This window comes from Psychrobacter sp. 4Bb, assembly GCF_002836735.1.
GTDB lineage: Bacteria > Pseudomonadota > Gammaproteobacteria > Pseudomonadales > Moraxellaceae > Psychrobacter.
Genome location: NZ_PJAS01000062.1, coordinates 1 through 26,201, shown reverse-complemented (window position 1 = coordinate 26,201; position 26,201 = coordinate 1). Strand labels below are relative to the sequence as shown.

Genomic DNA, 26,201 nt, shown 5'->3' with positions numbered 1-26,201 from the left:
GAGTATCTATTTTTAAAAGTATCAAATACTGCCAAAGCTATCACTAGATTATTCTCATTTTTGTTGCTTATTAGCGCACATCTTGCTTTAATAGTGCTAGCGCTTACATAAATAGTGCGTATCATTTATTTTTCTGTAATATTTAGCCTAACTATTGTTGCCGCAAGATTCCTGCGTGAAGATAGCAGCAGCCATTAATCATACTACTATGAGTTTCAGGATATCGTTATGACTGTTAAAGCAAAAACTCAACGCACAGTTAAGCAGAGATTTTTTACTGTATTGGCAACTTTAGGATTGGTAGCTGCGACTATTCAACCTACTTTTGCAGCTATAGAAATTGATGAAACTGATTTTGGGCCTTCATACGAGACGATGGTAGTTGATACGATTGTTGGCAAACCACTTCAACTCGTTAATGCGGTAGCTGGAACAGCAGCTTATATCGTTAGCTTACCTTTCTCACTTATTGGTGGTAATGCAGATCAAGCACAGCAGAAGCTATTTGTTGAGCCTTGGGATGCGATGGGACGTTGTTTAGGCTGCACAGTTGCAGAAGACAACTATTACAAATCTCAAGTTATTGATAATAACGTGGTACGTATCGTTGTCGATCAACCATCAGAGATTCTGATTAACACCAATGATTATGTAGTGGTCACTCCATAACAACTTGCTTTTAGTAGGCACATCAAATAGTTCACAAAAAATAACTGTGACTATTTCATAGCAAAAAGGCTAACGAGGAGTTAGCCTTTTTTATTGTCGAAAAGTCGATAATTTATTTCGTAATACTGGTATTACTTAATTTGGCACTGATTTCACGTAGCAATTTCACTTCCTCTGATGGCTCTTCTACTGCTTCTTCTATAACTTCCTCTACTTCTTCAGCACGGCGCATTTTATTGACACCTCTAACCATCATGAAGATGATGAAAGCTAAAATTAAGAAGTTAATAAGTACGGTAATAAAACTACCGTAAGCCAATACAGGCACACCTGCTTCTTTGAGCGCATCATAAGTCATAGCAATACCGTCAGGTGCATCGCCTAAAACTAAGAACATATTTTCAAAATTAATTTCGCCGCCAAAAATAAAAGCGACAATCGGCATAATAATATCATCTACCAAAGATTTTGTGATGGTAGCAAAAGCCCCTCCGATGATGACACCGACTGCCAAATCCATCACATTACCTTTGACAGCGAACTCTTTAAACTCTGAAACCATACTCATTGTTTTTTCCTCAAAATTTATCTACAAACCAATAGATATTTATATAATTAGTGTCACATCTAGCTTTCATGTTAATAATTGAATACATTAATGCCACTATTCATTCTGTCTGTATTTTTCCCAGATTACAACACAAAAAAAAGCAGTATAAAGTGAACCACTAATAGCTCACCTTACACTGCTCATTTTTGAATCACTCAGTGCCCGTAGAAACTACTGACACTAAGTGTTCGCGTCAAACATCAATACTATGAATCACTAAGTAACTCACATCATTGATGTTAAGCACCTTTCTTACCACGGCCGTGACGTTTACGCTCACTTTCAGTCAAGTAGCGTTTACGAATACGTACCGCTTTTGGTGTTACTTCGACTAGCTCATCGTCTTGAATAAATTCAAGCGCTTGCTCAAGAGTGAACTTCACTGCTGGCGTCAACGTCAATGCTTCGTCAGTACCACTAGCACGTACGTTAGTTAACTGTTTAGCAGTCGTTGGGTTAACAGTCATATCATCGTTACGAGAGTTAAGACCAACAATCATACCTTCATAAACTTCAAGCTGTGGTTCAGCAAACAACTTACCGCGTTTCTGTAGGTTAAATAGAGCAAAACCTAGGCAAGTACCATTTGCCATAGAAACCAATACGCCGTTAGAACGACCACCAACATCACCGATCTTCTGTGGACCGTAATGTGAGAAGCTCGAGGTCATAATACCACTACCTGAAGTCAGGGTTAGGAACTCAGAACGGAAACCGATCAAGCCACGCGCTGGTATGGTTGCCTCGATACGCATACGGCCTTTACCGTCCAGCTCCATGTTAGTCATCTCGCCTTTGCGTAGACCAACTTGCTCCATGATAGAACCTTGATGCTCTTCTTCGATATCGAAGACAACGTTTTCATACGGCTCTTGTAGCTTACCATCAACTTCTTTAACGATAACTTCTGGACCAGAAACACCTAGCTCAAAACCTTCACGGCGCATGTTTTCGATAAGTACTGATAAATGAAGCTCACCACGGCCTGATACTTTAAATTTGTCAGGAGACTCAGTGTCTTCTACACGCAATGCTACGTTATGAATCAACTCACGCTCAAGACGCTCACGAATGTTACGTGAAGTCACAAACTTACCTTCACGACCAGCAAATGGTGAGTTATTTACTTGGAAGTTCATAGATACTGTAGGTTGATCTACCGTTAGTGCTGGTAGAGCTTCAACGTTGTTAGGATCACAAATAGTATCAGAGATGTTTAGCGCATCGATACCTGTGATACAAACGATATCACCGGCTTGTGCATCTTCAACGTCAATACGATCAAGACCATGATAACCCATGATTTTTAGGATACGGCCGTTACGCGTTTTGCCATGCTTATCAATGACAGTCACTGGCGTGTTAAGTTTGACTTTACCACGTTGAATACGACCAATACCGATTACACCAACAAAGCTGTTGTAATCAAGGCTTGAGATTTGCATACGGAACGGAGCGTCAGCATCAACCTGTGGAGGCTGAACAACGTCAACGATAGTTTTGAACAATGGGGTCATGTCATCAGCTAAATCATCTGCTTCTAGACCTGCAATACCGTTCAATGCTGAAGCATAAACAACTGGGAAATCAAGCTGCTCATCGTTTGCACCTAGGTTGTCAAACAAATCAAAGATTTGATCCATTACCCAATCAGGACGTGAGCCAGGACGATCGATTTTGTTAATAACAACGATCGGCTTTAGACCTTGTTCGAATGCTTTTTGCGTCACAAAACGAGTCTGAGGCATTGGGCCATCAACAGCGTCAACAACCAAAAGTACGCAGTCAACCATAGACATTACACGCTCAACTTCACCACCGAAATCGGCGTGACCTGGGGTATCAACAATGTTGATACGGTATTCAGTTTCTGAAGTTTTATCTGTCCAGCGGATAGCTGTGTTTTTAGCCAAAATGGTAATACCACGTTCTTGCTCAATATCACCTGAGTCCATTGCACGCTCAGCAATGTTTGCACGGTCGCCAAAAGTACCAGACTGATGTAATAACTTATCAACCAAAGTTGTCTTACCGTGGTCAACGTGGGCAATAATTGCAATGTTACGCAGGTGTTTGATATCGTTCGCCATATAAAATGCTCGTTTCGTCTTAAAAAAATGCAGTAGCAGTAAGCGCTGCTGAATAAACTTTCATCATCAATCAGATAGATAGATAGATATTGAATCTAAGATGACGCAAAAAAGAATGCTATCAAATAAAAAAGTTCAATACAATCAAGTATCTATGCTGACGAATTCATCATACAGATTGCTATGCTATTGTACATACTGTTAGTTTACAGAATGTTTGGGTGGCTAGTATAACATTATTGATTCATAAATTTATGTAATAACTCACTTTTCTCAATACATAAATAAAAAAAAGCCACCCATTGGGTGGCTTTTTTTGTAACTGTATATTTTACTATACGGTTATTTTGCTAATACTTACTGAACAACCATATCTTTAGTTTGTTCAACAGTCATTGTTTTGTCACCAGTGATGATGGCATAAACACGACGGTTCATAGCACGACCTTCTTCAGTGTCGTTTGAAGCGATTGGGTTGTCATAACCATAACCAACAGTCGATAGACGGTTTGGAGCAATACCGAATTCGTTAGTTAGCATAGATTTAACCGCAACGGCACGAGCTTCAGATAGACGTTGGTTATAACGCGCTGAAGGACCAGTCTTAGAAGCATGACCTTCTACACGTGCTGTAGAGTTAGGATACTCACGCATCTTCTCTGCTACTTTAGCGATTTCTGGCTTGTACTGGTTTTTGATAGCTGACTTGTCGTTATCAAAGAATACACGTAGTTCCATTTTTAGTTCGTCAGTAATGTCTACTGGTACTGGGCAACCGCGCTCATCAACTACAACGTTCATTGGAGTGCCTGGGCATGCATCGATGCTATCAGGTACGCCATCACCGTCAGAATCAAGATCAGCTTCAACAACGACTACTGGAGTGTTGTCAACTACTGGCTCTTGCATAGGTGGTACTGCTACTGTAGGTGCTAGATGGCCACCTAGTACTACTTCTAGACCGGCCAAAGCCATGCCTTCCCACCAGTTGTTGTCAAAATTATGAATCGCACGAGCTTCACCACGTAGGCTTAGCGCGTCGTTGATGCGATACATAGCACCTAGACCTAGGTTACCGATAGTATCTGTAGAGTTTGCAACTCTGTCACCAGCACGATTTTCAATGTCAAGCTTTGAACGGCCCGCACCAACTAATACATAAGGCTTCAATGCATTATCAGTGTAACCAGTGAATTCTTCAGTACCAATCAAGAAGTTACCAGAAATCATTTCTTGCTCTGCATCAAAAGAATCAGAACCATCTTGGCCAATAGCGTCAGTATTTGAAACACCATATTCTACTTGAAACTGAGTAGAAGGAGTAAGCTCGATACCTAGCGCAGCGCCAGTATATAAACCATCTTCTTTATAAAAGCTATTATCATCCTGATTGCTTTGTAATAATTCAGCTTGATCATCATCAGCACCTTCACTGTAATGATAACCTAGTAATAATGGGCTGATAGTAACACCAGCGTTAGCTGCTAAAGGAGCCGCTGTTACAGCGAACAGAGCTAGAGCGATTTTATTCAATTTCATGGACTTCCTCCAAAGGATAATTTTAGTGATGCATTAAGCAAAACCGATTCTCAAGACGTACTAAGATAGACATCTCTTACGCATTTTAAGTTACAAAGCAAAACCAATTAAGGAGTAGCTTAGCGATTATTAATTCAGTTTACAACTTTTTTCGTTAACGAGCTACACATTATTACACGATAATGTTGTAACTAAAACACAATAAACAGTCTAAGTTACCCAGAACTAACACACCTTACGCTTCTTATCTTTTACACATCAGTTTGCGATAGATGAATAGTCTATTGATAGCTATTTTCTTGAAGCATTTTATTACAATTAGAATTTTTTCTCTATTGCTAATGTCATTCTTTCACTAATTGAAACATTTTTTGACAGTCGCTATATATTACATATATATTGTAAAAAACCAATATTCTTCTGAAAATCAAGTAATTATCAATTGCATCTTTCTTATATACAGTTAAGTCAGGGAAGGTTTAAAGAATTTGGACAATTGGTGTGCTTGAAAGATAGTTGATACAAGGATGTATGAGACGTTGTTTTCTACTTGAATGACAAATAGCTATAGGATGTAGCGCTTTATGAACTTATTTAATGAGGTACTGGCCAGTTATAGAAGAATATTCATTTTTACCTTTTGTTTGCCTATTTGCAGAAAAGGCGGATATGGAATTGATAAGTTTTTAGCTATTGTATCTAGGTTATTCAATAAACTATTGAAGTTAGTCAGTTATAGAAAGTTAACCCTTCAAAACAATAATATTCTCAGTGCTAAGCGATCAAACGGCTTTACTCTCGTTGAGCTAACTGTGACGACAATGGTATTGGGAATTATCGCAGCTATTGCAGCGCCAAGCATCTTAACTCACTTAGCACGGATGGAAGCCCAACGTGTCAAGCATCAACTAGAGAACACCTTATCCTTAGCAAAGGCCGAAAGTTATATAAGTCGGCAGGATGTCTTGGTTTGTTTATCGAATGATGCACAGCAGTGCCATAGGAATAGTGATAAAACACTTCTGCTATTCGTAGATAAAAATAACAACAAGCATTTCGATCCTCAAGTAGACACCTTATTAACTCAGCAATCTTTAGACCTGAAATATAGTACGGTGAAACTAAGAGTTGGCGGTAGGCGTCACTATACTAAATTTTGGGGTGATAGTGGCAGACCGCGAGGACACTTCGGTCATATAAAATATTGCCCTACCTCTTCCTATAATAAGTCAATGTACCAAATCTCTTTTAACCAATCCGGTATCGTCAAACATAAACTTAATGCAGACCACCCTACGAAATGTAATGGGTAATAGATGCCATACAAGCAAAACTATTTATACATAGCCTCTTTCATCATTGTCACAGCGCTTTCTAGTCCTACAAACACGGCATCTGCAATAAGTGCATGACCGATATTTAACTCATATATACCATCAATCTTTGCAATGGCATTAACATTGTCACACGTTAAACCATGACCCGCGTTAATAAGCAATTTATCGTCTAGGCTCTGTGCTGTAGCTACTGCATGTTCGATTCTTTTAAGTTCAGCCAACTGTGCGGCAGTATCATTTGCTAAGCCTGCTTCGGCATAAGCACCAGTATGCAATTCTATCGCGTCTGCACCACACTCGATCGCGGCTGCAATCTGCTTGTCATCAGGATCAATAAACAAAGAAACCTTAATATTAGAGTCTTGTAGCTTATGAACATACTCTTTTAGAGACGTGACTTGCCCTGCAACATCAAGACCACCTTCTGTCGTTAACTCTGCACGCTTTTCAGGTACTAGACATACCCAAAAAGGTTTAACTTCGCAGGCAATTGCAAGCATCTCATCCGTTGCTGCCATCTCTAGGTTCATTCTCGTCGACAACTGCCCTGCCATTTCATAAACATCAGCATCTTGTATATGACGGCGATCTTCGCGTAAATGTATAGTGATACCGTCTGCCCCTGCCTTTTCGCACAATAATGCAGCAGCTAGAGGACTCGGATAGTTCACACCGCGTGCTTGACGCAATGTTGCCACGTGATCAATATTCACGCCTAACAAAGGTTTTTTTGAATTGCTTTCAGATGAGGTAGATACAGAGATACTCATAAAAAATCCTTTGGACAATTAAGCCTAACTTATATAGTTGATACTACGATAATATTTGAGAATGCAGTTATTGATAACGTTGCTGCTGCTGCCACAACAGACGGCTTTGGAGCGGCTGATAGTCAAGCAAATGATCAATAAGATGTCGATGTAGCTTTGACCAATGGCTCAGCGTCTGTTCAGTAATACCTAAACGTGCCATTTCTATGATATCCGCACCCTTAAAAACAGTCTGTCCAGACTCACTGGCTAAATGCTCAGACTCTTCATTATGTACCAATACAGGGAGCAAACCTATATCCGGTAAAAAGCGGTAAGTACAATCATACTCGATGGGATCTTCAACGTTGTCATGCGTTAACGTTAAAGTGAATCCTAATTCGGTAAATAGATACTGCTCAAACTGACGTAGACAGAGACGAAGCTCGCTATTACTTAAGGGCTGCTTGAGTTGTTGTAGACTGATTTGATAATGCTGCCACAATACAGGCATTGGGTCTTCAGTAGGTAACAGCCGCCACAGAATCTCGTTTATATATAGTGCGGCATACTGATGTTGACCGCTGATATTGGCGTAAGGTACGGCTTCTAAGACAGCAGGTTTACTATCTTTTTGAACACTGTCTTTGTGAACACTGTCAGCTTGAGTCGTATCTTGCGAGGCAATATTAATTTGACTGAAAGTTTTTAGGTCGCGTTTGCCAGTAGCAAAAAGCTGTAACGGCATAAATAGTGGCGCGCCTTTTTTCCCAACACCATGTATTACACCGTGTTGTTGAGAAAAAAGATAATACAAAGCGCGCTTTTCTTGATAAGGACGCTGATGTAATAAATACCCGACGAGCGCTTCATTACGCATTTTTTATTACCTAAATAACTGAAAGGCAGACAGTGCTTTTGAAGCGTGCGTTTTTAACCGCTATCAATAACCCAAACTGGACAACGCTCGCTCGTCATCAGACCAACCACGTTTCACTTTGACCCACAGCGTTAACATGATTTTTTTACCGAATAACTGCTCCATATCTTTACGAGCATCCATACCAACTTGTTTGATACGCTGACCTTTGTCACCGATAACGATGGCTTTTTGACCACCACGTTCAACATAGATAGTCGCATCGATGAAAGTACAAGCTTTGCGTGGACGCCCTGTTTTTGGATCAGTATGTGCAGGTTCGTCTTTAAACTCATCAATCTGTACCGTTAAATCATATGGCACTTCATCACCCGCACTACGCATGATTTTTTCGCGAATGATTTCACTGGCCAAAAATCGCTCAGAGCGATCTGTGATTTGTTCTGTATCGTAAATAGGCGCAGCGACTGGTAAATGTGAGGCAATCACTTCTTGCAAACGATCTAAGTTTTGATTTTTTAGTGCAGATACAGGAACGATATCAGCAAAATCGAAACTATCGTTGAAAGTTTCGATAAGTGGTAGCACGCTGCCTTTATCTTTTAGAGTATCTGACTTATTGATAACCAATACGACTGTTAGATTGGTCTCACCGAGCTTTTGCAAGGTCAATAAATCATCGTCACGCCATTGATCTGAATCAACAACAAACAATACTAAGTCTACATCTACTAACGCCGATACTGCCGCTTTATTCATACGTTCATTGATAGCACGTACTTCGTTACGGTGAATACCTGGTGTATCAACAAACACCGCTTGCATTTCATGGTTTGACAAAATGCCATGAATACGATGACGGGTGGTTTGTGGTTTGCGTGAGGTGATAGACAGCTTTTGACCTAATAAGTGATTCATCAAAGTTGACTTGCCCACATTTGGACGTCCAACAATGGCCACATAGCCTGCTCTAAAATCGTCAGCCATACGAGCATTGCCACTCGGTGCAAAAAACTCTTCAATAGCCATATCATTGTCTAACGCAATATCTTCTGCATCAGTAGTATGAACCTCTTCGGTAACTTCGATATTGTTTTGGCTTGAATCAATATCTGTATTCTCACCCAAATCTTGGGTGCCGTCTTCATTGTTTGATGGCAAATCAGTATGATTGCTCATAAGTTAATCCTATAGGGTTTGTGACTAGCCGAACAGTCTTTGATGCTAAATTTATTTAGTCACCATTAAAAACGGGCTAGAGACATTTAAAGTTTTAAAATAAATAATATGTGAGGTAGTTTTAATGTATGTTTTTCAGGCTATAAACCAATCTAAGCTAATACTCTGCATCTAAAAATGCATTAATAGACATCGGCTATACACGTTTTTTGGCAGATCCTGGCAATTTATGTAATTGGTTAATCATAAGCTCTGCTGCTTTCTGTTCAGCAATACGGCGGCTCTCACCAGATTCAGTAATATCAGGGCAATTATTGATATTGACGTGACAACGTACAACGAAAATTTGATGCGGTGCATTACCACGCGTTTCCATGAGTTCGTAGTTGGGCAAGTCAAACTGCTTAGATTGTAGCCACTCTTGAAGCCGACTCTTGGCGTCCTTCAATGCTTTTTGGTCATTAACATTATCAATCAAATCACCATACCAAGAGAGAACACATTTACGAGTAATATCCATATCTTGGCTGTCTAAATAGATAGCACCGATCAGAGATTCTACCGCATCAGCCAGTATGGAAGCACGATTGCGACCGCCACCTTTGCGCTCACCTACTCCTAATATAAGATGGTTAGACAGCTCTAAGTTTTGAGCGATAATTACCAACGACTCTTGGCGCACCAATGTCGCACGCATACGCGTCAAGCGCCCTTCGTTTTGACTAGGATAACGATGATATAAAGCTTCACCCACAATCATCCCTAACAGTGCATCACCTAAAAACTCTAGGCGCTCATAGTTTTTTTTGCTATCAAATGAGCGATGCGTTAACGCAAGTTTAGGAAGGCTCAAGTCATTGAACTCGTAGCCTAACTTACGCGTTAATACTGCTAACCGCTGAATAAATTCTGAGCTAACGACAAGCGTGTCAACAGACGTACTATTTTTTTGGGAAGTAGGAACCGCTTGGGAATGGTGCGAAGTTGGTTTCATGCGTGGTTTGTGGTTATCCCTTCTGCTTGACAGATTTAGTTTAATAATATTATTTGATATATTTTATGAAATAATGAAAACGCTATATCGTACTATGATGGCTTACTCTGCTGTTGCCATCTCGATGTTACCTTCGAAACGGTTCACTATGTCGACATTGCTAAAAAAGTTATTAGTTACTGCATATTCTTTATAGATAGCCAATTGACCTGTCTTTTTATCAGTAAAGGTAAATACCTCTTCTGCTTTAGTATCGTAATCTGCGTTAATTGATAACTGTTTGTTGACACGTTCAACAAACTGTTTGGCTGTCTCGTTATTATTATTGGCTTCTTTTAGCTGTGCACTTAATACCTTGGTCAATTGATAATCACCAATCTGAGCCGGTACGATAGCTACTATCAACTTAGTCGCAATACCTAGAAGTATAATAATGAGAACAACATTTGTCACACTGGCACCGCGCTGTATAGCCAAACCAGATAATTGCTGCATTATGATATCCTTCTAAAGATAAACGACTATTTCTAATAAGTGTATAAATAATAAATAGCTATTAATTATTTAGCAACGATATTAGCATAAAACCATTATCAACCAATCAACCTCTAAGCAATCACATTGCCTTAATTGATAGTACCATTACGTTCAAAGGTTGGTAGATTAAGACCAGGAGGTTTATGCATCCAAATATAAACTGCCTTACCTGCTAGGTTTTCATCCGGAACGAAGCCCCAAAATCTACCGTCTGCACTGCGATCGCGGTTATCACCCATCACAAAATACTGATTTTCTGGCACGTCAATGCGCCACTCAGTGCCTTCTGACTCTACCACCTCTGGTGATTGTTGTTGTAAAAATGGCGCGTACTGTGAACTGTTCATGCCATCTAAATAGCGCACGAGATGCTTGTTGTCACCTTGTACTTCTTCAAAATATTGTGCCGCATCTTCTTCTTGCTGACCCATTGCAGAAGCACTCTCCTCAGTCAGTACTTGACCTGGACCAACCTGACCTGGTAAGTATAGCTGTGAAGTCAATTCAGCATTTGCCGCGAAATCTACAGACTTAGTCTCAACAGGTACATCATTGATAGATAACGTGCCTTGACTATAGCTTACGGTGTCACCAGGCAAACCGATAACGCGTTTAATATAATAAATGCTCGGGTTCTCAGGATAGCGAAACACTGCCACATCACCATGCTCAGGTTCACCAGTATCCAGCACCTTATTATAGGTTAACGGCAGGCGCACGCCATATGCATACTTATTGACAGCAATAAAGTCACCCGTATATAGCGTCGGTACCATAGACGATGATGGGATATTAAATGGCTCAATTAAAAATGAGCGTACTATTAACACCACTGCTAACACAGGAAAAAAGTCATAAGCCCAGCGAACTAGTAAGCCTTCTTGACCTCGACCACGAGTTTTGCGCTGTTTGAGCGCTAGCTTATCTAACAGCCAAACAATTCCTAGGACTATAGTTAACGGCACTAAAATTAAATTAAAATCAAAATCCATACCAAATTGCCTATTAACGAGCGGCTTATCTAATACCTTTACGATAAGACTCACTACATTTGACTGTTATCTACAATGGCTATCTTAAATTAAGCTCAATGATTAGCTATCAACTTGCAACACAGCTAAGAAGGCTTCTTGTGGAATTTCCACGTTACCTACTTGCTTCATACGTTTTTTACCTGCTTTTTGCTTAGACAGTAGCTTTTTCTTACGTGACACATCGCCACCATAGCATTTTGCTAATACGTCTTTACGCATGGCTTTTACCGTACTACGACCAATAATCTGGCTACCGATAGCTGCTTGAATGGCAACATCAAACATTTGACGTGGAATCAGCTCTTTCATCTTAGTAACTAGAGCATTACCACGATAACGTGATTGGGTTTCGTGCACGATCATCGCTAAGGCATCGACTTTATCGCCATTGATTAGTACATCGACTCTCACCAATTTATCGGCTTGATAACGTTCAAAGTTATAGTCTAGCGATGCAAAACCACGTGAGACTGACTTTAGGCGATCAAAGAAATCCATGACAACTTCGCCCATTGGGATATCAAATATCAGCTGTACTTGTCGACCCATAAAACGCATATCAACCTGAACGCCGCGACGCTCAATACATAGCGTCATTACATTGCCTAAGAATTCTTGCGGTACTAAAATCTGACAGCGGGCAATTGGCTCACGGAATTCTTCTATGTTGTTTGGCTCAGGTAGATGTGAGGGGTTATCTACATAGATAACATCACCGTTCTTTTTCTCAATTTCATAGATAACTGACGGCGCCGTAGTAATCAAATCCAGATCATATTCGCGCTCTAGACGCTCTTGGATAATCTCCATATGCAGCATACCCAAGAAGCCACAACGGAAACCAAAGCCAAGCGCATCCGACGTATCTGGCTCAAAAAACAGCGAAGCATCGTTGATTTGCAGTTTTTGCAAAGCTTCACGGAATTTTTCGAAATCACTAGAATCCACTGGGAACATACCAGAATAGACTTGTGGTGTGACTTGTTTAAAGCCTGGGATACGATCCACATCAGGGGTCTTAGCATGAGTGATAGTGTCGCCTACTGGTGCTCCGGCAATATCCTTAATACCCGCAATAACAAATCCGACTTCCCCTGCTTCTAAAACACCCGTATCTACAGGCTTAGGCGTAAAGACACCAATCGAGCCAACCAGATGTGCCTCTTGAGTCGATTTGATATATAATTTATCACCTTTACGTATAGTACCTTCACGCACCCGTACCAATGAGACCACGCCCAAATAATTATCGAACCAAGAGTCAATAATTAGTGCTTGGAGTGGTGCTTCACGGTCACCAGTTGGTGCTGGAATAAACTCCACCAATGCTTCTAGTAGCTTATCAACACCAAGACCAGATTTAGCTGATACTCGCGGTGCATCAACGGCATCGATACCGATAATATCTTCAATTTCTTGAATGACGCGCTCAGGCTCAACTTGCGGCAAATCAATCTTATTTAGCACCGCCATGACTTCTAAGCCTTGATCAACGGCTGTGTAGCAATTGGCTACTGACTGCGCTTCTACGCCTTGAGCGGCATCAACAACCAATAGCGCACCTTCACAAGCTGCTAATGAACGCGACACTTCATATGAAAAGTCGACGTGACCCGGGGTATCAATAAAGTTAAGCTGATAGCGCTCACCATTTGGGTGATCATAAAACAGTGTTACTGACTGTGCTTTGATAGTGATACCGCGCTCACGCTCAATATCCATTGAGTCGAGTACCTGCGCCTGCATCTCGCGATCTTGCAAGGCACCGCACATCTGAATAAAACGATCGGCAAGGGTCGACTTACCATGATCAATGTGGGCAATGATTGAAAAGTTACGAATATTGGCTAATGCAGTCACAAAGCGCCTACTAAATTAAGGGTGATAGAATAATAAAACTAAAAAATAAATATTGTCAGATGCAATTGATAACGTGCTTGTACTCTTTGAAGGTTAACCGTTATAACAAGCCGATCGGGCTAATACTACCGTCTAAAATCCATAGTCAAGCACATTAACTCTTATGCGTAGACATAAAAGAGTATTCTAGCAGTTTTCCACTGCAAAGTAAGGCGATTTTGTTAGAAGAGATGTGACTTGCAGATGAAATGAAAAAAACTTAATACTTATAGAGGATGTCTAGTATATCAAGAACTGATGGAAAACCTTGAGAAGATTATTTATTCTAAGCAAAAAAAAACCAATCTCAATAGATTGGTTTTTTTAGTACTGCTATATATGGTGGCGATGAAGAGACTTGAACTCTTGACCTCACGATTATGAGTCATGCGCTCTAACCAGCTGAGCTACATCGCCGTTTTAGGCTGCACATTATGCCCAAGCTGTTGACTGCCGTCAACCCCTAATAAGCATTTTTTGCAAAAAAATGAATTTAATTCAGATTAATTGCAACTATTACTATAACAAACAATAAAAAAGGTTTGGTAAACCGATAAGCCGGGTTCTGTCGTGGACGATCATTCCTCTAGGCGTATCATCGCTAATACGCTCAAGCAACCTACCCGCATCGAACGCGGGCCGCGCCATGCCGATGCCTATTTGGTCTTGCTACGCGTGGAGTTTACCATGCCGTGAAATGTTGCCATCCACGCGGTGCGCTCTTACCGCACCCTTTCACCCTTACCGATGATATCTAGGATACCAAAGGCGGTCTACTCTCTGCTGCACTGGTCGTCAGATTACTCTGCCCAGCCGTTAGCTGGCACGCTGCCCTATGTAGCCCGGACTTTCCTCCCCTACTCATCTGTTGCCAGTGTGCAGCGGCGATCGCCTAGTCTACCAAGCGCGCTAGTATAGCAAAACTATCGCCTGTATGGGAATGTCTTTTCGGCTTATTTTTAGAATGACTGTAACTATCCTAAAAACATCTTAAAAACTTAGATAAACGCTGTTGGCAACGCTATGTCAGCATTATCTAAATGTTCATTTGATTGTTTGGCCAAGACCAGCCAGTTTGCTTTGGGGTAATGGCGAGCCAAATATGCTTGCAAAAAATCGATGGTACTATTTGCAATCTCAGCATCCGTTTGCTCAGCATCATCATGGATATGATTGTAAATCACACTATATACCATTAAGCCGCGCGATTTTATCGCCTCCAAACTAAGCAACGTATGATTGATGCTACCCAATCGGCCAGAGGTGACCAAGACGATAGGATAACCTTGCTCAGCGACATAATCTAAGGTCAATAATTCAGTGGTAATGGGAACTAACAACCCGCCTGCTCCTTCGAGCAATACCACATCGTAATCAGCTTGTAATGCTTTAGTGGCTTCAGTAATCGCTTCAATATTGAGAGGTTGGTTGGCCAGTACTGCGGATAGATGCGGTGACGCAGGCTTCTTATAACGATAAGCACAAGTCGTAAAATCGAGGTCACATGGCTGTAGAGGTATGTCCATTAGTTGACGATGAGTAATGATATCATCAGCGATATTCATCTCACCATTACTTGGATTAATCGATACGCCCGTTTGTACTAACTTTTGAGTGATGACATTTAAGCCTTGCTGCATAAGGGCTTTAGCAAGTAGTCCAGTAGCATAAGTTTTACCGATATCGGTATCGATACCAGAAACAAATATAACACTCATGATTGACCTCGGTCTTTTAGATACGTACGCACTACTTTTAGCAGTGATTGGCATAAGGTAGTCAATTCATCATCAGTAATCACGTAAGGTGGCATGATATATACTAGCTTGCCAAATGGTCTGACCCAGATACCGTTATCAATCAATAAAGATTGAAATACAGGCATATCGACCGCTTCATGCAACTCAATCACAGCGACTGCACCTAAGCAGCGCACCTCGGCAACACCCTCTAGTAACGCAGCAGGCGCTAACTGCTGCTCCATAATGCGCTGCATATTAGCGGTACACGCTTCAATATCATAAGACATAATCAAATCAATCGATGCACACGCAACCGCACAAGCAAGTGGGTTGCCCATAAAGGTTGGGCCATGCATAAGGGCCGGATAGTCACTATTATGGATAGTATCGGCAATTTTGCGGGTACATAGCGTGGCGGCAAAAGTCATATAGCCACCCGTCAAAGCCTTGCCAATGGTCATGATATCAGGGCTGATGCCAGCATGTTCACACGCAAATAATTTACCACTACGGCCAAACCCAGTGGCGATTTCATCCGCAATCAATAGTACATCATGCTCATCGCACAGTTGACGCAGCAATTGTAGGTATTCAGGACTATAAAAACGCATCCCGCCTGCGCCCTGAATAATCGGCTCAATGATAAACCCCGCCAGCTGCTCGCCATACTTTACAAAAAACTGAGCCAACGATTCACGCTCATCTACTGTCAAAGCGCGATCAAAGCCAAGTGGCGGCGCAGGGACAAAATGCTGCATCGGTAATTGCTTGCCATATAGACTGTGCATTCCATTGACAGGATCACAGACACTCATGGCATGCCATGTGTCTCCGTAATACCCTGAATGGGTAGAGGCAAACTGCTGCTTATTTGGACGCTTGGCAGCCACTTGATATTGCAGCGCCATTTTCAGTGCTACTTCTACCGCAATACTGCCACTGTCCGCATAAAAAATTGCATCGAGACCAGTAGGTACAATGTCGAGCAGTTTTTTACCCAAATCTATCGCTGGCTGATGGGTTAACCCACCAAACATGACATGCGCCATTTTACCCAATTGCTTAGTCAGTGCGTCATTCAATTTTGGATGGTTATAACCATGAACGCTCGCCCACCATGACGACATACCATCAATCAGGCGCGTGCCATCTTCGGTGATGATATAAATACCTTCAGCGCGATCAATTACGATATTAGAATAAGTGGGTGGCAGGCTGGCATAAGGGTGCCAAAGGTGTTGCTGATCGAAGTCATTTACGACTTGGATGGATTTCGTGGTTGTTGTTTGCGTGGTTATTGTTTCCATGGTCATCGTGTTGTCCCTAAAACGTTGTAAACCCAAACGTCATCAATCGCTTATAAATACTCTATTGGCCCGTAATACGTTTGTATTTAGATAGCAGGTCGCTTTCAGTCTCGACATGATTGGGATCGTGAGGAATACAATCGACTGGACAAATCACAACGCATTGTGGCTCGTCAAAATGTCCGACACATTCTGTACATAGATCAGGGTCGATGACATAGATATCATCCCCTTCTGAGATGGCTTCATTAGGGCAAGCAGGCTCGCACACATCACAGTTGATGCACTCATCAGTGATTAATAGTGCCATGAACTGTTCCTTATATTTTTACTTATATCAGTCATATATGGCTGCTCCTTACTATTTTAGCAAGTGCTAGCAGCATATCTTTGATACAGCGTCTTTTATTTGATATTTAGCTTTTTGTCGAATGCTTGCAAAACACAGGGTGGAACGAATTTATTGACGTCACCGCCAAGCTTGGCAATTTCGCGAATCATGGTAGATGAGATAAATGAGTAGTTTTGAGATGGGGTCAAAAACACTGCCTCAAAGTTTTCATCAAGCTCACGATTCATATTGGCTAGCTGAAACTCGTACTCAAAATCTGACATCGCTCGCAAGCCACGTAAAACTGCCGTGGCGTTTTTTTCACGCATAAAATCAACAAGCAGCCCTTCAAAACCAATGACAGATACTTGCGGTAAGTCTGCAAATACGGTTTCGACCAAAGCAACGCGTTCTTCAAAATTGAACAAGGGTTTTTTGTGATGGCCTGAGGCAACCGCAATAACGACCTCATCAAATAGCTTGACGGCGCGTGTAACCAAATCCACATGACCGTTGGTAATAGGATCAAAGGTACCAGGGTATAGAATTTTGGTATGTAGCTTTGAGGAATTAGGAGAAATAGAATGGCTCATAGCATGACTGATATAATCGGTGATATTAGGCCATATGCTAGCAAATTTTGCTCAAACTTAATACTTATCTGCTACATTTGTCCTAACAGCTGATTTACCTTTTCATCAGAGGCTTTGATACAATAGGTAGTTCGACTCATCCATCTCATAATCGAAATAAAAAACAAGACCAGTTATTGGATTAAGATGAGGAATTAGTGGGACTGATTAAATAAGGAGCCTGCGTTTTAGGTCATCCTTATGGAGAAATTATGTCAAAAAAATCAAAAAAGCCAGATAATCAGATTTGCGCCAATAAAAAGGCGCGTCATGAGTATTTTATCGAAGAAACCTTTGAGGCAGGACTGGCATTACAAGGTTGGGAAGTAAAAGCCATTCGCGCAGGAAAAATGACGATTACTGAAGCGTACGTCATATTCCGCAATAACGAAGCTTTCTTGTTTGGTGCGCACATTCAGCCATTGCTATCGAGCTCAACGCACGTTAGTCCAGACAGTATTCGTACCCGTAAACTGCTGCTAAACCGTCGTGAGATCGAAAAATTATCTGGGGCAATCAACCAGAAAGGTTATGCTTGTGTGCCATTGTCTTGCTATTGGAAAAACTCATTGGTGAAATGCCAAATTGGCCTAGCCTTGGGTAAAAAGCAGCATGACAAGCGTAAAACGCTAAAAGATCGTGACTGGGAACGTGATAAGCAGCGCGGTTTCAAACAGCATTTAGATTAAGCGTTATTTAATCTATGTCAAAAAGGACGGTTCAGTAAATATTGAGCCGTCCTTTTTTTGTCTACGATATCTATAAATATTACCGTCCAGCTTTAGCTACCAATAACAACTCATACAAGCATTTAGCAATCCACTCTACTATGCCATTTGCTCTTCTAGAGATGCTGCTGTCTTTCTACTAGCCTGACGCAATTGCTTAACACCATGAGCAATCAGACATGCAATACCTAACCAAATCAGACCATAGCTATAGATCATCGCTGACTCAAATGGGTTACCTAGTACGGTCACTGCCAAGATAAATAGCAACGCAGGCTCTAGATAGCTCATCATGCCATAGACGTTGACTGGTAGCATTTGACTAGCATCAATATTGGTCTTCATCGCCAAGACACTGAGCACACCCAAACCTACTAGCATCATGATAAAGAAACCAGAGCCGCTAACTAGCGTCAAACTACTTGGGGCAAAAAAGAACAAGTAAGCTAGCGCAAAGGGCGCAAATATCGTTAAATCAACCAACAACCCAGTCACTGCGCCGATTCCCTGCAGTCGGCGTAAAATGTAGTAAACGGGATACGTACCGCATACCCATAGCGTCGCCCAAGAGACACTTTGCGTACGGATAACTTCACTACCCACGCCCAATGCAGCAAAGGCCACTGCCCACCATTGCAAACGGCTTAGTTTTTCGCCAAAGAGGACACAACCAAACACCACCATCATTAATGGGAATAAGAAGTACCCCATCGCGGTTTGCACACCTTGGCCATTCACTGGCGCCCACATAAATAACCAAAACTGACTGAGGAATATTGGTGTAGGTAATAGCAGCCAAGCCCACTGCTTAGCACCTCTTAGCACTTTCAATTTATCGATGTGCAATCCTAGACGTCCACTTACCATCAGGTATCCGACCAACGCTGCCCACATCGCGAGCATGCGCCAGATAAAAACTTGTGTCCCTGATAATGGCGACAAAAAACTGCTATAGGCATAGAGTACGCCAAATAGCACATTGGATAATATGGCAAAAGACACTCCTAGTATCAGAGTGCGTTGTTGTGCGCTACCTGTCGTCCAAATCGCAGGTAGTGGCAAACGTGCAACAGTCATTGCTAGCGTATTAGCGAATACATTGGAGAGCATTGAGATAGACATGATAGGCACCGTAGCTATTAATAGATGATAAACAACCAATTGTTAGCTCTTTTTTTAAAGCAGCTCTGATTTGTATGGTCTATTTTACTAGGGTAATTTGATATATTATCTCTATATAAGTTCATTGATGAATAAATATCTCAAATAGGTATCATATAAATCATTATTTTCTTATATTAGTATTTTTAGTGATAATATTTATAAAAATCGATAGAAAACTCTGCTATTAAGGATGTTCTGATATGAGCCATACTTTAGATAATATTGATAAAGCTATTTTGAACTTGCTGCAAGATGATGCGACATTACCGCTTAAAACTGTTGCAGAGCGAGTGCATGTATCCATTGCGACGGCGCAGCGGCGTATACAAGCGCTAATAGATAATGACGTGATTACCAAACAAGTAGCCATCGTCAATCCTGACAAAGTGGGCTACGGTCTGACAGCAGTGGTAATGATAGAAATGGAGCGCTCTAATACCTCAATGCAGCATCGGTTTGAGCGCCTGATGGATGCGCAATCACGAATCATGAGCTGCTATGAAGTATCGGGCGATTTTGATTTTATGTTGATGGTCAATGCAAAAAACATGAGTGACTATCATCAGTTCACCCGCAGCTTACTGACTTACGAAAATAATGTGCGCAACTTCAAAAGCCAGTTTGTGATGAACTTTACTAAGAGTGGAACTAAAATCACCCTAGATTAATTATAATTTAACAGTCTCAGCTAAATTTACAGATCATATGGCAATGGATGATAAGTAGCTAAGTTGCCTCTGAACCCTGTACGATACCGTTAAACGTTCGATGGAAATTAAATTCTAATAGCTGATTCATAAGCCTATTTTTTAGACAAGGAAGCCCAACCATGACTAACAACACAAACGCTGCTAACAAGAACACGCAAGCGTTACTCAAACGATCAAATCCAAAAATGGTAATAGCAGGTGCTTTGTTTGCTGCGGTACTAGCCAGCTCAGGCTGTGCGACCAGCTCACTATTAGAAAATAGCGGACATATCACTACAAACACAACGAAGCAAATACTGTCTGAAGATCAAATTGTTGCTTTTGGTCGTCCTGCGCAGGCGTTACCAAAAATGCCAAACGCGTCAATGGTTATCGTAGGAGAAAAAAACAGCTACGTCCTCACCCAAGGTGGGACAGAAATGGTGAACTTACTGAGTAACCTCACGCAAAAAAATATTCAAGTGGATAACGACATGAGCTTTCATGTACCCAATAATGATGGGTACTTCCAAGGTGAGATGAAACTGTCTTATGCCAAATTAAAAGATGAATTTGGACGCTCAGACTATCAGTTCTTTTTGCAAAATAATGGTAAAGAGTGCACCTCAGCGAGTGATCAACGTATCAATGCTCAGCGCTTTTGTTTTAGCGTTCCTGTCAAAGGCGCTATCTATCCGCAAGTTAGTAACTTAGGGTTAATTCAGTCAAACTATCGCGCATTGACCAAACCATATACGGTGAGTTTTTATACACAGACTCAGCAGGATGTCGTCACTCGTAGCGGTCCAAATGGCGCACAGAAGCTAGTCCTGCTACCCTTCGCCCTCGCCTTTGACGTAATAACTTTCCCGCTTCAGTTATTAGATTAGATAGCTAACATACTATCAGACAGTTCATCGTCTAGTATCAAGGCACGCCATGAAAGCTACATAATGAAAGCTACGTTATAAGAGCCCCTTTATAATAAGGCACGTTATCGAAAGGTATTTCGTACCCAACCGTAACGTGCCTGCTTAATATCTTAGAATAACTTTTCGACCAATGTTTTCGGGTAATTTTGTTTCGCCTTCTCTGCCGCTCGAAACATCATCTCATCTGCTTCGACAGGGCCTGCAACATCGCATAAACATACATAAGCCAACTGCATCAAATTATTTAACAGGTGCTCGTTATCAGGTACGGACGGGCGATTGCCTTCTAAAAACTGACTGATGTTAAGACTATGCCCTTTGAAGGTGCGTTCTTGCGAAACAGTTTGGTGCATGGTCAGAAATAAGTTGCGACTTTCTATTTCTGATAGCTGACTGCGCAGCGCTTCTATAACGTTATAAAACGCCAAAACCAACTCAGAGACAGGAACTGGCACTTTGATTGCTTTATTATGACCATTATGGCTATTGTGACTGTCAGCCTCGACTGTTTGCTGACTGTCCGCTTGCAAGGTAGCCCAGAAGCCTTTTCTAATATCAGACTTATAAGCTTGCAGCTCAGGATAGCGCCTTGTCGCATCCAAGACGCACTGCTGCATCATTTTCACAGAGACCGTTGAGTATCGCTGCCACTGCGATTTAAGCAGTCGCACCTCTTCAGGATGCAAATATTCGGCAAGCACTTCTGCCATTGCAGTCACAGCTTGGTCTACGGATTGAGTATCAATGTTCATCAGCTCTCTCCTATAAATGCCGCTCAGTTAAACTCTTGGAATCAAACATTTGCTTCTGGAACTCAGGGTAACCAAGCTCTGCATGCTCGGTATAATCAAGGCCTCGCTGCTCATGTAAGCGGCTTGCTTTTAACCCGAAGCTTAGATCAATCAGCTTATACATCACTAGCCCCAATCCCAGTCCCCAGCCTAACGCCACGCTGACACCCAGCGCTTGTACACCAAGACGCGATAAGTTAAACAAATCTCCTGTATAAAACAATCCTGCAGCGAGCGTACCCCATGCCCCGCCAAAGCCATGTACTGCCACTGCCGAAACCACATCGTCTACCTTAAATTTTAATAGCGCTTGCGACGATAAGATATATACTACGGAAGCAACCCCGCCAATAACGATAGCGAAGACAGGTGTTGTGGTCGCACAGCCTGCAGTAATCGATACCAGACCAATCAAACTGGCATTGACACTATCGCTCAGCAAAATGGCTTTGTTGAGCGATCGGGAGATAAGCATATAGCTCACCACCGCACTGACTGCTGCGACAAAAGTATTGACTGCGATTAAACCAATATTGCCGGTGATAGATAACGTCGATCCAGCATTGAAGCCGAACCAACCAAACCATAGGATAAATCCGCCTAACGCCAGCAACGTCATGTTATGCCCTGCGATGAGTCTTGGTGTGCCATCAGGGGCAAAGCGACCTAATCTTGGGCCAATGACCAAGATACCTGCCAAGGCCAACCAACCACCGATAGAATGCACGACAGTAGACCCAGCAAAATCAATAAAACCAAGCTCAGCTAGCCAACCAGTACCGCCGAAATAACCGCCCCATACCCAGCTAGCAAACACAGGATAGATAAACAAGCAAATCAAACAGGCGGCCACCGCATAACCAATAAAGGAGACGCGCTCTGCCATTGCACCACTAGCAATGGTCACCGCTGTCGCTGCAAACATCATCTGAAAGAACATCAGTGCCCAGTCCATATTGGACAACGCGACTGGCATAAAGTGATCCGTACCGACGAATCCGGAGTGATTAGTACCCATCATCAGCCCGAAACCGACCAAATAGAATGCTAGACCGCCGATACACATATCAGTATAGTTTTTCATCATCACGTTTACCGCATTTTTCGCTCGTACTGATCCACTCTCAAGTAGAGCAAAACCTGCCTGCATAAAGAACACCAATACCCCGCCCCAGATAATCCAAGCGATATTTTGATATTCGAGCAACTGTGCCACGGTCAATGTCTCGGCCTCCGCAGCTTGGGCGCTACCCATCATTGCAAACGATAATGTACTTAGCATCAGCCTATTGCTTAGCGATAGTTTTAATGGTTGTAATAGTTTTAATAATGTCTTTATCGTGTCCAGTCCAACAGATGATGTTCTCATTTTATCTCCAAACACTTATCTAGCCGTTCAAATTTTATCGGTGCACTATTTTTACTCATTAATGCACACAAATAAGCCCTAATAAGGGTGGAGCAAAACCTGTGCCAAACCTACTATGAGAAGTTAAAGAAAGTCATAAATATAAGAAAACAAATGACCAGTATCAGCTAAGTCGGTATTTTGATAATTATGCTTGCGTGGACGTGGCTAAAAGTTGAAATAGGATAAAGAATGATTGTTAAAAGGAAATTCTATAGAGTTGATAATAACCTTTATAAAATTAGTGATGAAACTAATAACGTAACAGTTATAGCTAAGCTATTTTTGCTATTATCTTACTATGCTAGCAGCTCACTTTGCATAAGCAGTTTATCTCGCGCTATCAATAACTTATCGGCAATCACCACTCATAGAATAGGTCGCATAGTGAAGGTGATTCATGTTAAAATGAGCCCTTTTAAATCAGCCTTTATCATCAATGATGAATAAAGGTTGTATTTTTAGTGCCATTTTCTAATTAACAGGTCCGCCCATGTCTGCCGATACCATCGCCCGCACTGCCTTTAAGCAAGGCACCAAGCCACTTTATGATTATGACAAACACTGGGCGAGCTGCTACGAGCCAGCGCCTTATCTGCCGATGAGCCGCAAAGAAATGGACGATCTGGGCTGGGATGCTTGTGACGTTATCATCATCTCAGGCGATGCCTATGTCGATCACCCAAGCTTTGGTATGGCGATTATCGGTCGCTTGCTTGAGTCACAAGGCTTTCGCGTCGGTATTATCGCGCAGCCTGATTGGAAGAGCAAAGACGCCTTTATGGAGCTTGGCAAACCTGTCTATGCGTACGGCGTGACCGCTGGCAATATGGATAGTATGATCAACCGCTATACCGCCGATCGTAAAATCCGTAGTGATGATGCCTACTCTCCTGGCAACGTGGCTAATAAGCGCCCTGACCGCGCAGCTATCGTCTATAGCCAGCGCTGCCGTGAAGCCTATCCTGATGTGCCTATTATCTTAGGCGGCATTGAAGGCAGTCTACGCCGTATCGCTCATTATGATTATTGGTCAGACAAAGTCCGCCGTAGTATCCTGCTGGATGCGCGTGCTGATGTCTTATTATATGGTAATGCTGAGCGTGCGATCGTCGATGTGGTACATGGTCTGTCTAAAGGCTATAGCTTTGAGCAGATGAGTAAACTGCGTGGTACGGCTTATTTATTGACACCGACTCGCCGTCATTGGCAATCGGACATGACAGAAGTCGCCAGTAATGATGTCGATACCGTTGGCCGTGTCGATCCAATCATCAACCCTTATGTGATGACCGAAGACGTTGATAGCTGTTCAATTGAGCAAGATAAGCCATCTGACTCGCCTGTTGGGCAAGCCATGCCGTCGTCCATTTCATCAATGTCGTCACAGTATAAAGGCTTTGTCGCAGAACCAGTTGCTAATAAAGTTATCAACGCTGAACAAGTCGATGAAGAGACGCAAGTGGTACAAATGCGCGGCTTTGATAAGCCAATGACCGCACGTAAGCATAAGCTAAAAATGCCACCACGTGAAAAAACTGTCATTCGTCTGCCTGATTACGAGCATGTCAAATCTGACCCTGTGCTTTATGCTCATGCAAGTCGTATCTTACATCTAGAGACCAATCCGGGTAACGCCCGTGCGCTCGTGCAGCGTCATAGTAGCGGTGCTGGTAACTCGCATACCTCTATTGATGTTTGGCTCAACCCACCACCGATTCCACTCTCGACAGAAGAGATGGATTATGTGTTTGACTTGCCGTACGCACGCCTGCCGCATCCAAGCTATGGCGATGCGCGTATCCCTGCTTATGACATGATTAAGTTTTCGGTCAATATCATGCGTGGCTGTTTTGGTGGTTGTACTTTCTGCTCGATCACTGAGCATGAAGGCCGCATTATCCAGAGCCGTTCAGAAGATTCAATCTTGCGCGAAGTAGAAGCGATTCGTGATACCGCACCGAACTTTACTGGCGTGATATCTGACCTTGGTGGCCCTACTGCCAATATGTATCGCCTCAGCTGTAAAGACGAGACAATTGAGAAGAACTGTCGTAAGCCGTCTTGTGTCTATCCTGACGTCTGCGAAAACCTAATCACCGATCACAGTAACTTAACCAAGCTATATCGCAAAGCCCGTGATATCAAAGGCGTGAAAAAAATCCTGATTGCTTCAGGCTTACGTTATGACTTGGCAGTAAAAGATCCTGAATATGTGAAAGAATTGGTCAGTCATCACGTCGGTGGTTACCTCAAGATTGCGCCTGAGCACTCTGAAGAAGGTGTGCTATCGAAGATGATGAAACCTGGCATGGGCAGCTATGATCAGTTCAAAGCCATGTTTGAACAGTTCAGCCAAGAAGCAGGCAAAGAGCAATATCTGATTCCTTACTTCATCGCCGCCCATCCGGGTACCAAAGATGAAGATATGATGAACCTTGCGCTTTGGCTCAAAAGTAATGGCTACCGTGCTGACCAAGTACAGGCATTTTATCCAAGCCCAATGGCGACCGCGACTACCATGTACCACACGCACAAAGATCCGCTACATAAGGTCAGCCGTGATGAAGGTGACATGGATATCGTCAAGTCTGGCAAGCAGCGCAAACTGCATAAAGCGTTCTTGCGCTATCATGATCCAAAAAACTGGGTACTACTACGTAAAGCCCTACAAGACATGGGTCGTAGTGACTTGATTGGTAAAAACCGTGGTTGCTTGATTCCACCATTTAACGCCAGTTTAGAAGGGCGTGATGCCGCGCAAGATACTTACCAATCAGCGCGCAAAAAGAATAGCCGTGTTGGCAATGATTCAGTGAAGCGTAGTAATGGCTCGTCAAACAGCAGTGCGTCAGCTAAAGGCGCAGCAGGCAAAGGCATGGCGGGTAAGAAGAAAGTTAGCAAAGGCAATTTCCAGACTCAGCATACTGGTCTGCCACCACGTAAAACCAAGTAGTGTC

General features: G+C 42.3%; 23 protein-coding genes, 1 tRNA gene and 1 other RNA gene. 6 read left to right on the top strand and 19 right to left on the bottom strand.

Going from position 1 to position 26,201, the window contains the following annotated elements:
- Window positions 1-228: 228 nt before the first annotated feature.
- Window positions 229-669: a hypothetical protein gene (locus CXF60_RS08075; RefSeq protein ID WP_102091526.1), complete on the top strand. Its 441-nt coding sequence runs from the start codon at window positions 229-231 to the stop codon at window positions 667-669.
- A 112-nt stretch (window positions 670-781) separates the two neighbouring features.
- Here the strand turns inward: CXF60_RS08075 and mscL are convergent, their stop codons facing one another.
- The 3 genes from mscL to CXF60_RS08060 all read right to left on the bottom strand — a co-directional run bounded on the left by mscL (window position 782) and on the right by CXF60_RS08060 (window position 4,908).
- Window positions 782-1,237 carry a large conductance mechanosensitive channel protein MscL gene (gene mscL / locus CXF60_RS08070; protein WP_057758404.1) on the bottom strand — a complete coding sequence of 152 codons (456 nt, stop codon included), beginning with the start codon at window positions 1,235-1,237 and terminating at the stop codon, window positions 782-784.
- A 281-nt stretch (window positions 1,238-1,518) separates the two neighbouring features.
- Window positions 1,519-3,369, bottom strand: coding sequence for a translational GTPase TypA (gene typA / locus CXF60_RS08065; protein WP_057758402.1), 1,851 nt, complete (start codon window positions 3,367-3,369; stop codon window positions 1,519-1,521).
- Between the two features lie 357 nt (window positions 3,370-3,726).
- Window positions 3,727-4,908: an OmpA family protein gene (locus CXF60_RS08060; RefSeq protein ID WP_102091525.1), complete on the bottom strand. Its 1,182-nt coding sequence runs from the start codon at window positions 4,906-4,908 to the stop codon at window positions 3,727-3,729.
- Window positions 4,909-5,492: 584 nt separating this feature from the next.
- On the opposite strand from CXF60_RS08060, the gene CXF60_RS08055 reads away from it, so the two are divergent.
- Window positions 5,493-6,221, top strand: a complete 729-nt coding sequence (locus CXF60_RS08055) for a GspH/FimT family pseudopilin (protein WP_102091524.1) — start codon at window positions 5,493-5,495, stop codon at window positions 6,219-6,221.
- Between the two features lie 20 nt (window positions 6,222-6,241).
- Here the strand turns inward: CXF60_RS08055 and CXF60_RS08050 are convergent, their stop codons facing one another.
- The 13 genes from CXF60_RS08050 to coaD form a co-directional block, all read right to left on the bottom strand.
- Window positions 6,242-7,015, bottom strand: coding sequence for a pyridoxine 5'-phosphate synthase (locus CXF60_RS08050; protein ID WP_102091523.1), 774 nt, complete (start codon window positions 7,013-7,015; stop codon window positions 6,242-6,244).
- Between the two features lie 67 nt (window positions 7,016-7,082).
- Window positions 7,083-7,874: a DNA repair protein RecO gene (gene recO / locus CXF60_RS08045; RefSeq protein ID WP_102091522.1), complete on the bottom strand. Its 792-nt coding sequence runs from the start codon at window positions 7,872-7,874 to the stop codon at window positions 7,083-7,085.
- 63 nt (window positions 7,875-7,937) lie between these two features.
- On the bottom strand, window positions 7,938-8,903 hold the full coding sequence (gene era / locus CXF60_RS08040; RefSeq protein WP_228707076.1) for a GTPase Era: 966 nt from the start codon (window positions 8,901-8,903) through the stop codon (window positions 7,938-7,940).
- A 346-nt stretch (window positions 8,904-9,249) separates the two neighbouring features.
- Entirely contained in the window at window positions 9,250-10,047 is a 798-nt protein-coding gene (rnc, locus tag CXF60_RS08035) for a ribonuclease III (protein ID WP_057758394.1), read from the bottom strand.
- 102 nt (window positions 10,048-10,149) lie between these two features.
- Entirely contained in the window at window positions 10,150-10,542 is a 393-nt protein-coding gene (locus CXF60_RS08030; RefSeq protein ID WP_228707075.1) for a DUF4845 domain-containing protein, read from the bottom strand.
- A 131-nt stretch (window positions 10,543-10,673) separates the two neighbouring features.
- Window positions 10,674-11,576: a signal peptidase I gene (gene lepB, locus CXF60_RS08025; protein WP_102091519.1), complete on the bottom strand. Its 903-nt coding sequence runs from the start codon at window positions 11,574-11,576 to the stop codon at window positions 10,674-10,676.
- 102 nt (window positions 11,577-11,678) lie between these two features.
- Window positions 11,679-13,478, bottom strand: a complete 1,800-nt coding sequence (gene lepA / locus CXF60_RS08020; protein ID WP_101204270.1) for a translation elongation factor 4 — start codon at window positions 13,476-13,478, stop codon at window positions 11,679-11,681.
- A gap of 379 nt (window positions 13,479-13,857) precedes the next feature.
- Window positions 13,858-13,934 (bottom strand) — tRNA-Met (locus CXF60_RS08015).
- A 121-nt stretch (window positions 13,935-14,055) separates the two neighbouring features.
- Window positions 14,056-14,421: RNase P RNA component class A (gene rnpB / locus CXF60_RS08010), an RNA gene on the bottom strand.
- Between the two features lie 94 nt (window positions 14,422-14,515).
- The gene (gene bioD / locus CXF60_RS08005; RefSeq protein ID WP_102091518.1) at window positions 14,516-15,235 is read right to left on the bottom strand and encodes a dethiobiotin synthase; all 720 of its coding nucleotides are present in this window, start codon (window positions 15,233-15,235) and stop codon (window positions 14,516-14,518) included.
- A complete protein-coding gene (bioA, locus tag CXF60_RS08000; protein ID WP_228707074.1) occupies window positions 15,232-16,572 on the bottom strand; it encodes an adenosylmethionine--8-amino-7-oxononanoate transaminase in 1,341 nt (446 codons plus the stop codon). Before bioA ends, bioD begins: the two co-directional genes overlap by 4 nt.
- A 55-nt stretch (window positions 16,573-16,627) precedes the next feature.
- Window positions 16,628-16,876, bottom strand: a complete 249-nt coding sequence (locus tag CXF60_RS07995) for a YfhL family 4Fe-4S dicluster ferredoxin (RefSeq protein ID WP_021814308.1) — start codon at window positions 16,874-16,876, stop codon at window positions 16,628-16,630.
- A gap of 95 nt (window positions 16,877-16,971) precedes the next feature.
- Window positions 16,972-17,490, bottom strand: coding sequence for a pantetheine-phosphate adenylyltransferase (gene coaD, locus CXF60_RS07990; RefSeq protein ID WP_102078894.1), 519 nt, complete (start codon window positions 17,488-17,490; stop codon window positions 16,972-16,974).
- A gap of 251 nt (window positions 17,491-17,741) precedes the next feature.
- On the opposite strand from coaD, the gene smpB reads away from it, so the two are divergent.
- Window positions 17,742-18,218 carry an SsrA-binding protein SmpB gene (gene smpB, locus CXF60_RS07985; RefSeq protein ID WP_057758370.1) on the top strand — a complete coding sequence of 159 codons (477 nt, stop codon included), beginning with the start codon at window positions 17,742-17,744 and terminating at the stop codon, window positions 18,216-18,218.
- Between the two features lie 138 nt (window positions 18,219-18,356).
- Here the strand turns inward: smpB and rarD are convergent, their stop codons facing one another.
- Entirely contained in the window at window positions 18,357-19,379 is a 1,023-nt protein-coding gene (rarD, locus tag CXF60_RS07980; protein ID WP_228707073.1) for an EamA family transporter RarD, read from the bottom strand.
- Window positions 19,380-19,621: 242 nt separating this feature from the next.
- Between rarD and CXF60_RS07975 the strand changes: the two genes are divergently transcribed.
- Window positions 19,622-20,089 carry an Lrp/AsnC family transcriptional regulator gene (locus tag CXF60_RS07975; protein ID WP_102091517.1) on the top strand — a complete coding sequence of 156 codons (468 nt, stop codon included), beginning with the start codon at window positions 19,622-19,624 and terminating at the stop codon, window positions 20,087-20,089.
- A 161-nt stretch (window positions 20,090-20,250) separates the two neighbouring features.
- A complete protein-coding gene (locus tag CXF60_RS07970) occupies window positions 20,251-21,000 on the top strand; it encodes a YidX family protein (RefSeq protein WP_102091516.1) in 750 nt (249 codons plus the stop codon).
- Between the two features lie 152 nt (window positions 21,001-21,152).
- On the opposite strand, the gene CXF60_RS07965 is transcribed toward CXF60_RS07970, so the two are convergent.
- Complete coding sequence (locus CXF60_RS07965; protein WP_102091515.1) at window positions 21,153-21,794, bottom strand: hypothetical protein; 642 nt, start codon at window positions 21,792-21,794, stop codon at window positions 21,153-21,155.
- A 10-nt stretch (window positions 21,795-21,804) separates the two neighbouring features.
- Window positions 21,805-23,115 carry an ammonium transporter gene (locus CXF60_RS07960; protein WP_102091546.1) on the bottom strand — a complete coding sequence of 437 codons (1,311 nt, stop codon included), beginning with the start codon at window positions 23,113-23,115 and terminating at the stop codon, window positions 21,805-21,807.
- A 619-nt stretch (window positions 23,116-23,734) separates the two neighbouring features.
- Between CXF60_RS07960 and CXF60_RS07950 the strand changes: the two genes are divergently transcribed.
- Window positions 23,735-26,197, top strand: a complete 2,463-nt coding sequence (locus tag CXF60_RS07950) for a YgiQ family radical SAM protein (protein ID WP_102091513.1) — start codon at window positions 23,735-23,737, stop codon at window positions 26,195-26,197.
- The last annotated feature ends 4 nt before the right edge of the window (window positions 26,198-26,201 follow it).